The organism is Aequorivita vladivostokensis (genome assembly GCF_000952855.1).
GTDB lineage: Bacteria > Bacteroidota > Bacteroidia > Flavobacteriales > Flavobacteriaceae > Aequorivita > Aequorivita vladivostokensis.
Genome location: NZ_JSVU01000005.1, coordinates 178564 through 193600 on the forward strand (window position 1 = coordinate 178564; position 15037 = coordinate 193600).

Below are 15037 nucleotides of genomic sequence, written 5' to 3' on the forward strand. Positions count from 1 at the left end.
TTTAAGCTTCGTCTTTATTCACAAAATTACAATCATAAATCTGTATGGTGCTACTTTACGTTTTCGGCGCAATTGCGTTGATTAACTGTGCTTATTACCTTCTCTTTTCGAAATTTGCTTTTTTTAAAACTTCCGAGAAAACCACTTCGGAAAAATATCCACTTTCCCTAATAATTTGTGCCAAGAACGAAGCTGAAAATCTTCAAAAGCACATTCCGCTTTGGCAAAAACAGCAATATCCCAATTTTGAAATCATACTTATAAACGATGCCTCGATTGACGAGACACTGGAGGTTATGGAAGGTTTTGCCGAGGACGATTCACGAATCCAAATTGTAAACGTAAAAAACAACGAAGCTTTTTGGGCCAACAAAAAATATGCCCTCACCTTGGGAATAAAACGCGCAAAAAACACGCGGCTGGTGTTCACGGATGCCGATTGTTACCCAGCCTCCGAGGATTGGCTGGCGACGATGGCCTCCAATTTTTCCGATGAAAAACAGTTGATTCTCGGTTACGGCGCCTATGAAAAGCAGCCCGGATTCTTGAACAAAATAATCCGATTTGAAACATTAATGACGGCCGTGCAATATTTTTCATACGCCCAAGCCGGAAACCCATATATGGGCGTGGGCCGCAATTTGGCTTATACAAGCAATCTTTACTATGAAAATAATGGCTATATGAACCATATTAAAATACCTTCGGGCGATGACGACCTTTTTGTGAATGAAGCCGCTACTTCCAAAAATGTCGCCCTTTGTGTGGAACCAAAAGCCTTTACATATTCCCATCCTAAGAAGAAAAGGAAAAAATGGCTTCTTCAAAAAAAGAGGCATTATTCCACCGCTAAACTCTACAAACCCAAGCACCGTTTTCTCTTGGCGACTTATTACGCGACTAATTTATTATTTTGGTTACTGGCAATCGCCACCCTGTTTACAGATTTTTGGTATTTTGCGTTGGCCATAATTTTCATTCGCCTTGTATTTCAGTATATTATAGTGGGAAGCGCCGCAAAAAAACTGAAAGAGCAGGATTTGGTACCGTTCATTCCTTTTTACGAATTGTTTTTAGTCTTCACACAATTAAGTATCTTTATTTCCAACAGCAGCGAAAAAAACTCGCGATGGAAATAACTTCGGAAGAAATAGCACTACATATTGAAAAGGCAAAAAAGGGCAAACAGGGCGCTTTCAAATTCTTGTTGGATTATTTTTGGAACGAAGTGTATGGCTTTCAAATGAAAAGGGTCAGGAACGAGCACGAAGCCGAGGACATCACCATTGAAACCTTCGCAAAAGCTTTTGATAAAATTGAGACTTTTGACGAAAACTACACCTTTTCAACCTGGCTGATTGCCATTTCGAAAAATATCCAAATAGACAAAACTCGCAAAAAAAACGCTTCCATCTATTCCAATACAACAGACGCTTCCAACGAGCAGGTGCAGAAAATTGCGGACCACTCGCCCACCCCGGAGGACAAATTGATTCGGGAGCAAAATCTCGCCGAGCTTTTACGCTACATTAAACAACTGAAACCGCATTATCAGGAAGTAATAAACCTGCGGTATTTTCAGGAAATGAGCTACAATGAAATCTCCGAAACCTTGGAGGAACCTTTAAACAATGTAAAAGTGAGACTGCTTCGGGCCAGAAAACTTCTGGCAGAAATAATTACGCAGAAAGGGTAGGAAATACAAATCCCAAAAATCATCCCGATAGTTTTTGGGACCGAATTCCAAAAAAATGAGGTTCCCCTCTTGGGTGTTAGGGGGCTTTTTTTCGTACTTTTGTTTCCCTTATGAGCACAGAAACTTTGGAAATTCAAAAGCCCACGCCCAAACCTAAATGGATTCGCGTAAAGCTTCCCACAGGAAAAAAATATACCGAACTGCGCGGCGTGGTTGAAAAATATAAACTGCACACCATCTGCACCTCCGGTAGCTGCCCAAATATGGGCGAATGCTGGGGCGAGGGCACGGCCACCTTTATGATTTTGGGAAACATCTGTACCCGCTCCTGCGGTTTCTGCGGGGTGAAAACCGGACGTCCCGAAACCATAGATTGGGACGAGCCTGAAAAAGTTGCGCGCTCCATTAAATTAATGAATATAAAGCACGCGGTTATAACCTCTGTTGACCGTGATGATTTGAAGGATATGGGCTCTATTATTTGGGCCGAAACCGTGAAGGCGATTCGCCGCATGAATCCAGAGACTACTTTGGAAACTTTAATTCCAGATTTTCAGGGCAACACCCGAAACATAGACCGCATAATAGCCGTGCGGCCCGAAATTGTGAGCCACAATATGGAAACAGTAAAGCGCCTAACACGCGAGGTACGGATACAGGCTAAATATGAACGCAGTCTTGAAGTATTGAATTACCTGAAACAGTCGGGCAACCTTCGCACCAAAAGCGGTATCATGCTCGGTTTGGGAGAAATGGAAGAAGAAATAATTCAAACCATGAAAGATTTGCGCAGCGTGGGGCTGGATGTATTGACCATTGGGCAGTACTTGCAACCTTCCAAAAAGCATCTTCCGGTAAAGGAATTTATTACGCCCGAACAGTTCAAAAAATATGAGACCATTGGTTTGGAAATGGGTTTCCGCCACGTGGAAAGCGGGGCTCTGGTACGTTCTTCGTACAAGGCGCAAAAGCATCTTACCTAAATAATTTCTGAAATGCAAGAAAAAACAACCGTTGGCATTAATGGTTTTGGCCGCATTGGCCGAAACCTTTTTAGGTTACTGCTGGACCATCCTACTATTGAGGTGGTTGCGGTAAATGATTTGGCCGATTCCAAAACGCTAAGTCATCTGCTAAAATATGACAGCATTCACGGGGTTTTAAAGGAAGATATTTCACATTCAAAAAACGTGATTACCGTTGCCGGAAAGAAGGTGAAATTTTCCTCGGAAAAAAACATAGCAGATATTTCTTGGGGAAAGATTGATGTGGTGATAGAATGCACGGGCAAATTCAAAACCAAGTCACAACTTGAAAACCATTTAAGAAATGGCGCAAAAAAGGTAATTCTCTCCGTACCACCGTCGGACGATGATATCAAAACCGTTGTAATTGGCGTAAACGACAATATACTAAATGCGGATGATTTAATTATATCTAACGCGTCCTGCACCACCAATAATGCCGCCCCAATGTTGAAAATAATCAATGAACTCTGCGGCATTGAGCAGGCCTACATCACCACGGTCCACTCTTACACCACCGACCAAAGCTTGCACGACCAGCCCCATAGGGACCTGCGCCGTGCGCGCGCGGCGGGACAATCCATTGTGCCCACAACCACGGGCGCAGCAAAGGCTTTGACCAAAATATTTCCGGAATTTTCTGAAGTAATCGGCGGTTGCGGCATCCGGGTGCCCGTTCCAAATGGTTCCTTGACAGACGTAACCCTCAATGTGAAAAAGGAAGTTTCAATAGAAGAAATAAACACTGCCTTCAAAAACGCTTCCGAAAATTCACTTGCCGGAATTCTTCAATATACCGAAGACCCTATCGTTTCCATTGACATTGTAGGCAATACAAATTCATGCATTTTTGATGCGGGAATGACCTCGGTAATTGGCAAGATGGTTAAAATAATCGGATGGTATGATAATGAAATTGGCTATTCGTCCAGAATTATAGATTTAATTGACAAAATTTCAGTGAAATAACTATATTTATTGCCCCTTTAAACCAACCAATGCACCGACTGATTTTAAAATACAAGATTTTCTTGCCCCTTGTTTTGTGTTTGCTGGTTTCAGTCAATTCTCTTTCCGCGCAAATTAAGGACACTATTGTTGCCATAAAACAACTTCAATATTCGGCTAGCAAAGCGCTGGAGACCGAAAATTTTATGGAAGCGGTGAAAAATCTGAACGATGCCAATAAACTGGCCATGCTGCCCAAATATAGAAGCTATAAACCCGACGTGGAGTTGAGCATAGCAGAGCTTTATTATAATCTGGAGTATTTTGATAAAGCATTAGAAGAAACAAAAAAGGCCATTGAAAATGGCAAAACCTATAAAAATACGTATAAGCTAGGCAAAGCTTATAATCTGGCAGGGATCATTCTCGTTTCTAAAGGAAGAATTGAATTGGCCGAACAATATCTTCATAAGGCAGATTCAATTTTTTCCGAACTTGAAGATGAAAAAAGCAAAGCAAATGTGCTATACGCCAAGGGATTGCTGGAAATGCGACTCGGCGATTACGAAACGGCTATCTCCCATTTAAAGCCTGCTGCGCAAAGCTACCTTGACCAGGATATGCTTTACCACGAAGTAAGCGCCTACAGCAGCATTGCCGACGCGCTTTCGCTCATTAACCCACAGGTATATGCCAATCCACTGAGGGAGGCAAAAGAGCTATTGCAGAAAGTTTCTGAGATTTCGCATTCCCAAGGTTTCACAAAATTCATTGTGGAAAACCATCGCATTAAATCGCAGATTTTGATTGCTGAAAAAAAGAATTCTGAAGCAGAAGAAGAACTAAAATACTATTTCAATAGAAAGGATTCATTGCGACAGGCCCATCTTAAAGCAATAGAACGCGGCATTCAAGCGGAATCTGCCATTGGCGATTTGAACGAAATAATAGCGACCCAACAAGACGACCTCACAAAACAGGAAAAATCGCTATTTTTTGGGAAACTTACAGGCTGGCTTAGTATTGCCCTCATTTTGATCCTTTCGCTCTTAACGCTATCACTTTATAAAAACAATAATTTAAGGGCCAAGGCAAACGAACTGTTGCAGGACAAAAACACCGAGTTGCAGGAGGCAAAAGAAAATGCTGAAAAAGCTTCGCAGGCAAAGGCACAGTTTCTCTCAACCATTACCCACGAGTTGCGAACGCCTATGTACACGGTAACCGGGCTAACGCACCTGCTTTTGGAAGAAGATCCGAAGCCGGAACAAAGAGAGCATCTAAATTCATTAAAATTCTCTGGTGAATATCTGTTATCTTTAATCAACAATATTCTAGACCTCAATAAGTTAGAGGCCAATAAGGTTGAAATTGAAAAAGCACCCTTCAATCTGAAAAAGCGGATAGACGGGGTGTTGATTGCATTAAAGAAATCTGCGGAAGCCAAAAACAACAATGTTCATTACGAATACGACCCAACTTTGCCAAATGAAGTGATGGGCGATTCCCTGAAAATTTCACAAATCCTTATCAACCTTATCAGCAACTCCATCAAGTTTACCGAAAATGGTGATATCTGGGTACGGGTAAAAAATGCCGAAAAAACCGCCAAAAAGGTAGTGGTCCATTTTGAAGTGGAAGATACGGGAGACGGGATTTCCAAAAAGAAACAAAACACCATATTTGAATCGTTCTCGCAAGGTTCACTTCAGATAAACCGAAAATACGGGGGAACGGGTCTTGGCCTCTCTATCGTAAAGAATCTATTGGAACTTATGGGCAGCAAAATATTCCTTGAGAGTAAGCTGGGCGAAGGTTCCAAATTTTGGTTCAATATAAGTTATGATATTGCGGAGTCGGAAACCAATATAGTTGACCCTAAAAATATGGAGGTTGTATTGGACAATGACATATTTGAAAAAAAATCAGTGATGATTGTGGAAGACAACAAAATCAACCAGATGATTACCAAGAAAATTCTTGAAAAGAAAAAAATGTCGTGCACCGTAGTAGATAACGGGATGGATGCCATAAAGCACGCCAAAGAACAAGATTTTGACGTAATCCTCATGGACATCCACATGCCGGGAATTAGCGGAATAGAGGCCACGAAAAAGATTCGTGAATTTAACAGAACCGTTCCCATCATCGCTCTTACCGCAATTACTATTGAGGAAAATTTAGAGGATTTTTATAAAGCGGGTTTCAATGAATTTATACCAAAACCTTTCAATGCCGAAGACTTTTTTGAAAAGATAAACCGCGTGCTACGCAGCAATGATTTTTTGGTGAAGTAACTACGATTTCTCTTTTATCGCTTTCTCAATACTACTTTTAAATTTCGCCTCTTCATCCTTCAAAATCACGGTTTTTATTGGCAAATAGTAGATTTCCGTAGTGTTTGAAATTGGCTGCAACCGCATAAAATCCTTTTCGGTCGTCAGTATTAAGGACTGCTTTTGCAACTCCTCAATTTCAGAAACGGTAAAATTATGATGGTCGGGGAATGATTTTTCGTCAAAGTTCAACCCTTCGCCCTTCAAAAACTCGATCAACGGTTTGGGATTGGCAATGCCCGTTACCAAAAGGAATTTCCGATCTTTTAAATAGGAAAGCGGTTTTTCTTCTTTTGAATTTTTTATTTCGGAAGCATAACCGATTTTTGAAAAATATAATTCCTGATTTGGTTTCGGTTTCAACTTTCGCTTTATGGCGTCGATTTTGGAATCGGAAATAGAATCGGGACATTTCGTTACAACAATTATATCTGCTCTACGTGCGCCAAATTTCGGTTCCCGAAGATTTCCCGCGGGCAGCATACAGTCGTCCACATACAGTTCATCAAAGGAAGTGAGCAAAATGTTCAAGGAGGCGGTTACCTTTCTATGTTGAAAGGCATCGTCGAGCAAAATTACGTCTGCCCTGTTCTGTAATTCTTCAATTCCTGTTTGCCGATCTTCGCATACGGCAACGGTTATTTCGGGAAATTTCTTCTTAAACTGAAGCGGCTCGTCGCCTACTTCTTCCGCAGTACTTTCAGTTAAAACTTCGCGGTAACCGGAAGTTTTCCGTTTATAACCGCGACTCAAAACGGCAATCTTATTAGTGTCCTTTAAAAAAGAAACCAGTAATTCTATCATCGGCGATTTTCCCGTGCCGCCCGTGGAAAGGTTTCCCACGCAGATAACCGGAAAATCATAGCTTTTGCTTTTCAAAATCCCCTTGTTATAAAAAAAGTTGCGGAGCGCAGTAATGCCGCCGTACAGGATTGAAAAAGGAAATAATAACTTCCGCAGAAAATTCATTTAACGAAAGTACTAATTCCGCAGAAATTGAGGATTGCTTTAAAATAAAAATAGAGCCGCTAAAAATTGGGCAAACCGTTATCTTTACCGAAAATGTAGAAAAATGAAGGTAAAAGAAGTAATCGCACTGCTTGAAGAGCTCTCCCCGCTCTCCTATTCCGAAGATTTTGACAATACCGGTCTGTTGGTCGGCGATGCCAACGCCACTGTCTCGGGAATCTTGGTAACGCTGGATACGCTTGAAAAAGTGGTGGATGAAGCCATTGAAAAAAACTGCAACCTCATCGTGAGCTTTCACCCGATTATTTTCTCGGGCCTGAAAAAAATTACTGGAAAAACCTACGTGGAACGCGTGGTGCAAAAAGCAATAAAACACGACATCGCCATATTCTCAAATCATACCGCGCTGGACAATTCCTGGAACGGCGTAAATGCAATGATCTGCGAAAAGCTCAGGTTGAAAAATCGTTCGGTGTTAATGCCACAAAACGAAACCATTAAAAAACTCATAACATTTGCTCCCACAAAAGATGCGGAGAAAGTTAGAAACGCCCTCTTTGCAGTTGGTGGAGGCAATATTGGCAATTATGAAAATTGCAGTTTCAATATTGAGGGAAAAGGTAGTTTTAAGGGCAATGAAGCCTCCAATCCCGTAATCGGAAAAAAGGGCGAAACACATTTTGAAGAAGAAACCCAAATTGGGATTACTTTTGCGAAACACATCCAAAGCAATATTTTAAAAGCCTTGTTTGAAGCGCATCCGTACGAAGAAGTAGCTTATGAAATTACTACACTCGAAAACCAAAACCAACATTTGGGGATGGGAATGGTCGGAGAACTGGAACAAGGAATGGAAGAAAACGAATTCTTAAAATTTCTAAAGAAAACCATGAAAACGGATTGCGTGCGGCATTCCGCATTGCTGGATAAACCAATTAAGAAGGTTGCGGTTCTCGGTGGAAGCGGAGCTTTTGCAATCGATGCCGCAAAAAATGCGGGCGCCGATGCATTTATTTCGGCAGATTTTAAATACCACGACTTCTTTAAGGCAGAAAACACACTACTTTTGGCAGATATTGGACATTATGAAAGCGAACAGTTCACAAAAGAGCTTTTACATTCTTTCCTTAAGAAAAAAATTACTAATTTTGCAGTCCTTTTATCACAAATAAATACCAATCCTATTAGCTATTTATAATTTATGGCAACAAAAACCGAAGTTACTGTTGAAGAGAAGTTAAGAGCACTGTACGATTTGCAGCTTATCGATTCCAGAATTGATGAAATAAGAAGCGTTCGTGGCGAACTTCCGCTGGAAGTGGAAGATCTTGAGGACGAGGTGGCAGGAATGAACACCCGTTTGGAAAAGCTTAAGGCAGACCTTGAAGTAATTGAAGAGCAAATCAAGGAAAAAAAGAACAATATTGAAGAGTCTAAGGCTCTCATCAAGAAATATACTGCACAACAGGATAATGTTCGAAATAATCGCGAATATAACTCCTTGAGTAAAGAAGTTGAATTCCAAGAGCTTGAAATTCAACTTGCGGAAAAAAACATCAAGGAATATCGCGCACAGATTGAGCAAAAGAACCAAGTAATTGAAGAAACCAAAGGACGTTTTGACGAGCGCTCTGAGCATTTAAAGCACAAGCAAAACGAGCTGGACGAAATCTTGAAAGAGACCGAGAAGGAAGAGCAAACGCTTATCAAGGAATCTGAAAACTTTGAATCCCAAATTGAGCCTCGACTTATTAAAGCCTACAAACGCATTCGCACCAATGTGAAAAACGGTTTGGCCGTAGTTCCTGTGGAGCGTGGTGCTTCTGGAGGTTCTTTCTTTACCATTCCTCCACAAGTGCAAATGGAGATTGCCGGTCGTAAAAAAATAATTACTGACGAGCACAGTGGACGAATCTTGGTCGATCCAGACTTGGCCGCCGAAGAGCGTGAAAAGATGGAAGCCAAATTTGCGAAGCTTAAATAAAAGAATATCCTTAAATATAACATAGCCTTCACATATTGTGAGGGCTTTTTTTGTACTTTAAATGCAAGGTTTTCCAGTTGAAGAAGACCAATTACAGAAAATAATCACTATGAAAAAAATCACATTTCTTATTGCAGGTATTTTATTGTTCTCGGTTCCGGGAGCCTGCAAGCCTTCAAACGATAGCAATAAACAGGCTGAAGCCATTGCCCAAAAAGAACAAACCCCCGTACAGACTGAAACCGTTGAGGGTTTAAAAAAAGCGTATTTTGCAAGTGGTTGCTTTTGGTGCGTGGAAGCTATTTATGAAAGCGTAAAGGGCGTAAAGGAAGCCATTTCCGGCTACAGCGGCGGCGAAACGAAAAACCCAACTTATCAAAACCACGCTGACCACGCCGAAGCGGTAGAGGTTATTTACGACCCCGTAGTTGTGAGTTTCAGCCAATTGGTTGATGTGTATTTCGGCTCACAGAATATAACTCAGGTAAACGGTCAAGGCCCTGACCACGGCACATCCTATCGTTCCATTATTTTTTACCAGAATGATGCTGAAAAGAAAATAATTGATGAAAAGATTTCCGCATTAAATAAGCAATTGAATGGCGACAAAGTTGCTGCACAGGTTTTGCCTTTTCAAAAATTTTGGAAAGCTGAGGCGTACCACCAAAATTACGAGCGGAACAACCCCGATAATCCGTACATTCAAAATGTTTCCATTCCGCGGTTAAATCGATTTAAGGAGAAGTTTCCGGAGTTATTAAAAGAGGATTCCACCCATTAATTTTATAAAAATAAACCATTACAATTCCACAGCTTCGGTTGTGGAATTTTTTGTTGCTTTCACTTCAAAAACCAAAGGATACATTTTGTTGGGGAGCTCAAACATTCCTTCTTCATTTTTTATTAGTCCCGGAAATATATCATAAGGAGAAGCATCATGTTCTTTTAGATATTCTATTTGAAGTCCTGCTTCGGCAAGCGAAGATATCACTTCACCCAAACTATGGTTCCAGCCATATTCCTTGCTCACCATTTTTGAATTTTTATCGGCATACGTACCTTGGTATTCCTCATAAATCGCTTCTTTTTGTTGGTAGCCATATTTCATAATTGGTGGCGAAACAGTATAATCAAAGATCCAAGCAATGGGATGGAATTCTACAATATAAAAAAATCCGCCGGGCTTTAACCGTTCCGAAATCATCTGCGCCTACGGTTTTAAATCGGGCAACCAACCTATCGTTCCGTAGCTTGTAAAAACAATATCAAATTTTTCGGAAACAAATTGTGAAGTATCCAAAACATTGCAACAAACAAACTTCGCATCAAGTTTCAATTCTGTGTTCAATTGCTTTGCCAATTTGATTGCTTCATCAGAAATATCAACGCCCGTACATTTGGCACCCATTCGCGCAAGACTTAGCGTATCCTGCCCAAAATGACACTGAAGATGCAAAATATTTTGTCCACAAACCTCGCCAAAGGCTTCCATTTCGTATTTATTCAGCGATGACTTGCCTTTTCTAAAATTGGCCAAATCATAAAATTCACTATCGGCATGCACAGGAACTTTGGCATTCCAAGTATTGCGATTGGTTTCAAACATTTCTGCTTCATTCATTTTCTTAAATTTTAATAATTAAGCTCTAACACAAAAAAAATATTCGATAACATTTTTCAAATTTATTTACGATTTTCGTTAAACATCGGTTAAAATAATTTAAATCTGAAATGTTTTGTTGTAGTTTTAGAAATACTAACTTTAAAAAACTAAAATTATGGGTGACATCATCTGGTTAATTGTAGTACTCCTTATTATAGGATGGCTCGTAGGTTACTTCGGTTTCGGTGAAGCTGTTGGAAGCCTAATTCACATTTTACTGGTCTTAGCAATTATTGGTATTCTGTACCGATTAGCAACTGGCCGCAGACCTTAATCAATTTTAATTTTAACCCTTAAACAACAAACTAATATGAAAAAAGTATTCTTAATTTTATTTGCAGCAGGCTTGATGGCAACAAGCTTTACTAGCTGCCGCGAAAACAAAACCGTAGGCGACGAAGTTGAAGACGTAGCAGACGATATTGAAGATGCTGTAGATTAATTTTATCTATATATCCATAAAAGTCCTTCCAGTTAATCTTGGGAGGGCTTTTTCTTTTTGGCCTCGTTTGCCACTATGGATTTCCATTCAGAATGTTTTTCAATATAATTCTTTGTGAAGGGACAAACGGGAATAACTTTCAGTCCTCTTAATTCTATTTGCAGTAAAACCTTTTCGGTCATTTCACTGGCTATACCCCTGCCCGAAAGTTCCTCGGGCACCTCGGTATGGTTTAAAGATAAAATACCGGGTTGCACCGAATATTCAATAATTGCGTTATAGCCATCAACCTCGGCTTCAAATCTATTTTCCTCTTTATTGTCAATTACACGCATGCCTTTGGGAGTTTATTGATTGAATACAATAAAAATACAAAAAATATGAAAGCCAAAAGTATTCCTTACTTTTACAAAAAAACTTATCAATTTATGAAGATCATCTGTACCGCAGTAATAGTAATGGTAGTCCTAGCCGGCTGCAATAACAATCAAAAGTCAAAGGAAGCTTCCGCCGAAAAATCATTTATGAACAGTGACTCACTGAGCAACCTCACTAATGTCCAACGCATAGCAAATGCGAATGGTTACGAAGCGTGGAAAGATGTTTCAGAAATCTCATTTACCTTTAATGTGGATCGCGGCGGGAATCATTTTGAACGCTCGTGGACCTGGAATCCTAAGACAAGTGATATAAAAATGGTTTCCCAAAAAGACACCGTACGATATAACAGAACCAAAATGGACAGTCTGAGCATGAAAACTGACGCAGCCTTTATAAACGATAAATACTGGCTTCTCGCCCCCTTTCAATTGGTCTGGGATGATGGAATTACAGTTTCAGAGAAAGAACATACCGTGGCGCCCATTTCCAAAGACACCCTAAGCCAACTAACCATCGTTTATGGAAATGAGGGCGGCTATACGCCCGGCGATGCATACGATTTTTTTTATGATGAAAATTTCAAAATAAAGGAATGGAACTATAGAAAAGGAAATGCCGAAACTCCCTCTATGAGTACTACTTGGGAGGATTATGAAAATTTCAACGGAATAGAAATTGCAAAAATGCACAAGGATAGCACGGGTAACTTCAAATTGTATTTTACCGATATTTCGGTGAAAAAATAAGCTTGTAATTAGTTCCCTATTTTTGTTAAAATCCAAAACCCAACCCATTCAAATGTTTCAAAATTCCTTAGAATACGCAAAAAAGCATGATGCCGAAGATACTTTGGCCGCTTTCCGAAATAAATTCCACATTCCCAAAGATACCACTGGCAAAGAACTTATTTATCTCTGCGGAAATTCCCTCGGCTTGCAACCAAAAATCACTTCAGAATATATAAAGGAAGAGCTTGCAGATTGGGCAAATCTGGGTGTTGAAGGCCACGTGGAAGGAAAACATCCGTGGCTTCCATACCACGAATTCCTTACCGAAAACATGGCGAAAATCGTTGGCGCAAAACCTTCGGAAGTTGTGGTGATGAATACGCTGACGACGAACCTTCATTTAATGATGGTTTCCTTTTACCAGCCTACAAAAACAAAATATAAAATTGTGGTTGAAAGCGACGCTTTCCCAAGCGATAAATACGCCGTTGAAAGCCAACTCAAATTCCACGGTTTCGACCCAAAAGACGGATTGATTCTTTGGAAACCCCGAAAAGGCGAGGAACTCTGCCGTTTTGAGGATTTGGAAGAAATTATGAAAACCCACGGCAACGAAATCGCTTTGTTGATGATAGGCAGCACCAATTATTATACAGGACAATCCTTTCCCCTGAAAAAAATTACCGAACTCGGCCATAAATATAATTGCAAGGTAGGTTTCGATTTGGCACACGGCGCAGGAAATATTCAGCCAAATCTACACGAAACTGGAGCCGATTTTGCCGTTTGGTGTACCTATAAATATTTAAACAGCGGCCCGGGAAGTCTTGGCGGGTGCTTTGTGCACGAACGTCACGCAAACAATGAAAAATTGAACCGTTTTGCAGGCTGGTGGGGGCACAACAAAAAAACGCGTTTCAATATGCGCCAAGGGTTTGATGCGCTTCCCGGAGCCGAGGGTTGGCAACTCAGCAATCCGCCGATACTTTCAATGGCTGCCATTCGTGCTTCTTTGGATACTTTTGCGGAAGCGGGTTTTGAAAACCTTCGGAAGAAATCTGAAAAACTCACGGGCTATTTGGAGTTTTTGTTAGACGAAATGAAAAATGATGCAATCAACGTAATCACTCCAAGAAATCCCGAAGAACGTGGCTGCCAACTTTCAATTCAAGTGAAAAATGCCGATAAAAATTTACACACAAAATTGACCGAAACTGGCGTAATTAGTGATTGGCGTGAGCCCGACGTAATCCGTGTAGCCCCTGCCCCACTTTACAATAGTTTTGAGGATGTGTATCGTTTTTCGGAAAAATTAAAAGATGTTTTGAAGAATTGACATACGACTTTAAGACTTTGGACGTAAGACCCTTTTGCAATCATTAATAGTCCTATGTCTTATGTCTTACCGTCATAAGTCATAAAAAATAATTATAAACAATGAACAAAATCCTAATCATCGGCGCAGGCCTCTGCGGGAGCCTTCTCGCATTGCGAATGGCACAGCGTGGCTATGAAATAACCCTGGTTGAAAAACGCCCCGATTTGCGCAAAGTAACCCAAGATGCCGGACGTTCCATTAACTTGGCCTTGAGCGATCGCGGGTTGCGCGGTTTAAGGCTTGCGGGCGTTGAGGAAGAAGCCAAAAAACTCTGTATCCCAATGCACGGCCGGATGATTCACGACAAAGCGGGAAACACTTTTTTGAGTCCTTATAGCGGCAGAAAAGACGAATACATCAATTCGATATCCAGGCCCGGACTGAATATGCTTTTACTCGATGAAGCTGAAAAAATGCCGAACGTCAATATAATTTTCAACCACGCTTGTGAAGAAGTTGATTTGGAAAATGCTTCGGCAATATTCAAGGATTTCAATTCAAAAAAAGAAATAAAAATAGAAGCTGATGTAATTTTCGGTACTGATGGCGCAGGCTCGGCGGTTCGCAAAAGTATGTTTGAGAGTCACAAGTTTCTTTTTAGTTTTTTGCAGCAATGGCTCAGCCACGGTTACAAAGAACTTGAAATTCCAGCCGCAGAAAACAACGGATATAGAACCTATAAAAACGCCTTGCACATTTGGCCGCGTGGCGAAGATATGCTGATTGCCCTGCCAAATCTGGATGGAAGTTTTACCGTTACGTTATTTCTGCCGTATGAAAACAGCGATTACTGTTTTGCAAATTTGACTACGCCAGAAATGGTGCACGAATATTTCAACAAAGAATTTCCCGATGTGGTAGAAATGATTCCAAACCTTGCAGAGGAATTTTTCGGAAACCCAACTGGGCCTTTGGGAACTGTAAAATGTTCCCCTTGGAATAGTTTCGGAAAAGTGCTTTTAATGGGCGATGCCGCACACGCAATCGTTCCTTTTTACGGACAGGGAATGAATGCATCCTTTGAAGACGTGGTGGTTTTTGATGAAATTCTAGAGAAATATACTTCTGAAGAAAATATCAATTGGAACAATCTTTTCAAGGAATACGAAGCCCTTCGGAAAAAAGATACAGACGCAATTGCAGATTTGGCTGTCGATAATTTCCACGAAATGAAAGAGCACACCGCAATGGAAATTTTCCAAAGGAAAAGAAAGCTGGAAACCGCTTTTGAAGCAGAATTTCCCGACGAGTATTACAGCAAATATTCTTTGGTTACCTTTAAGGAATCAATCACCTATTCAGAAGCATTGAAACGTGGACGCGCACAGGACAAAGCAATTTTAAATCTTTTGGACGACGGAAAAATTAAAGATGAAATGTCGCTAAAAGAAAAACTGGAACTGGTAAAAAAAGAAACCGAAGCCATTCTTCACGATGATGAAGTGGCCGGAAATTTAAAATAAACAAAATGTCAGGCTGAGCGCAGT

Annotated in this window: 17 protein-coding genes; 13 read left to right on the forward strand and 4 right to left on the reverse strand. The window is 40.6% G+C overall.

Annotated elements, in window-relative coordinates; all coding sequences use genetic code 11:
- Positions 1-44: 44 nt before the first annotated feature.
- The 5 genes from MB09_RS09730 (at position 45) to MB09_RS09750 (ending at position 5966) form a co-directional block, all read left to right on the forward strand.
- Entirely contained in the window at positions 45-1139 is a 1095-nt protein-coding gene (locus MB09_RS09730; RefSeq protein ID WP_045080702.1) for a glycosyltransferase, read from the forward strand.
- Entirely contained in the window at positions 1130-1696 is a 567-nt protein-coding gene (locus tag MB09_RS09735) for an RNA polymerase sigma factor (protein WP_045080703.1), read from the forward strand. Before MB09_RS09730 ends, MB09_RS09735 begins: the two co-directional genes overlap by 10 nt.
- A gap of 110 nt (positions 1697-1806) precedes the next feature.
- The gene (lipA, locus tag MB09_RS09740) at positions 1807-2679 is read left to right on the forward strand and encodes a lipoyl synthase (protein WP_045080704.1); all 873 of its coding nucleotides are present in this window, start codon (positions 1807-1809) and stop codon (positions 2677-2679) included.
- Between the two features lie 12 nt (positions 2680-2691).
- Positions 2692-3690 (forward strand): type I glyceraldehyde-3-phosphate dehydrogenase, encoded by a 999-nt coding sequence (gene gap / locus MB09_RS09745; protein WP_045080705.1) that lies wholly within the window; start codon positions 2692-2694, stop codon positions 3688-3690.
- Positions 3691-3719: 29 nt separating this feature from the next.
- The gene (locus MB09_RS09750) at positions 3720-5966 is read left to right on the forward strand and encodes a response regulator (RefSeq protein WP_052671347.1); all 2247 of its coding nucleotides are present in this window, start codon (positions 3720-3722) and stop codon (positions 5964-5966) included.
- On the opposite strand, the gene lpxK is transcribed toward MB09_RS09750, so the two are convergent.
- Entirely contained in the window at positions 5967-6974 is a 1008-nt protein-coding gene (gene lpxK, locus MB09_RS09755; RefSeq protein WP_045080706.1) for a tetraacyldisaccharide 4'-kinase, read from the reverse strand. It abuts the gene before it with no gap.
- Positions 6975-7077: 103 nt separating this feature from the next.
- On the opposite strand from lpxK, the gene MB09_RS09760 reads away from it, so the two are divergent.
- From MB09_RS09760 to msrA, 3 genes are all read left to right on the forward strand, one after another.
- The gene (locus MB09_RS09760; protein ID WP_045080707.1) at positions 7078-8172 is read left to right on the forward strand and encodes a Nif3-like dinuclear metal center hexameric protein; all 1095 of its coding nucleotides are present in this window, start codon (positions 7078-7080) and stop codon (positions 8170-8172) included.
- Positions 8173-8175: 3 nt separating this feature from the next.
- A complete protein-coding gene (locus MB09_RS09765; protein WP_045080708.1) occupies positions 8176-8958 on the forward strand; it encodes a zinc ribbon domain-containing protein in 783 nt (260 codons plus the stop codon).
- 109 nt (positions 8959-9067) lie between these two features.
- Positions 9068-9739, forward strand: a complete 672-nt coding sequence (gene msrA / locus MB09_RS09770) for a peptide-methionine (S)-S-oxide reductase MsrA (protein ID WP_045080829.1) — start codon at positions 9068-9070, stop codon at positions 9737-9739.
- Between the two features lie 18 nt (positions 9740-9757).
- Here msrA and MB09_RS16575 read toward each other — a convergent pair whose 3' ends face one another.
- On the reverse strand, positions 9758-10162 hold the full coding sequence (locus MB09_RS16575; protein ID WP_317619480.1) for a hypothetical protein: 405 nt from the start codon (positions 10160-10162) through the stop codon (positions 9758-9760).
- 6 nt (positions 10163-10168) lie between these two features.
- On the reverse strand, positions 10169-10579 hold the full coding sequence (locus MB09_RS16580; RefSeq protein WP_317619481.1) for a class I SAM-dependent methyltransferase: 411 nt from the start codon (positions 10577-10579) through the stop codon (positions 10169-10171).
- Between the two features lie 157 nt (positions 10580-10736).
- On the opposite strand from MB09_RS16580, the gene MB09_RS15920 reads away from it, so the two are divergent.
- Complete coding sequence (locus MB09_RS15920) at positions 10737-10895, forward strand: lmo0937 family membrane protein (protein ID WP_014781235.1); 159 nt, start codon at positions 10737-10739, stop codon at positions 10893-10895.
- A 36-nt stretch (positions 10896-10931) separates the two neighbouring features.
- Positions 10932-11063: a hypothetical protein gene (locus MB09_RS16525; RefSeq protein ID WP_262480967.1), complete on the forward strand. Its 132-nt coding sequence runs from the start codon at positions 10932-10934 to the stop codon at positions 11061-11063.
- A gap of 32 nt (positions 11064-11095) precedes the next feature.
- Here the strand turns inward: MB09_RS16525 and MB09_RS09785 are convergent, their stop codons facing one another.
- Entirely contained in the window at positions 11096-11398 is a 303-nt protein-coding gene (locus tag MB09_RS09785) for a GNAT family N-acetyltransferase (RefSeq protein ID WP_045080709.1), read from the reverse strand.
- 93 nt (positions 11399-11491) lie between these two features.
- Between MB09_RS09785 and MB09_RS09790 the strand changes: the two genes are divergently transcribed.
- From MB09_RS09790 to MB09_RS09800, 3 genes are all read left to right on the forward strand, one after another.
- Complete coding sequence (locus tag MB09_RS09790) at positions 11492-12190, forward strand: hypothetical protein (RefSeq protein WP_045080830.1); 699 nt, start codon at positions 11492-11494, stop codon at positions 12188-12190.
- 52 nt (positions 12191-12242) lie between these two features.
- Entirely contained in the window at positions 12243-13508 is a 1266-nt protein-coding gene (gene kynU / locus MB09_RS09795) for a kynureninase (protein ID WP_045080710.1), read from the forward strand.
- A gap of 101 nt (positions 13509-13609) precedes the next feature.
- Entirely contained in the window at positions 13610-15013 is a 1404-nt protein-coding gene (locus tag MB09_RS09800) for an FAD-dependent oxidoreductase (RefSeq protein ID WP_045080711.1), read from the forward strand.
- Positions 15014-15037 lie beyond the last annotated feature (24 nt).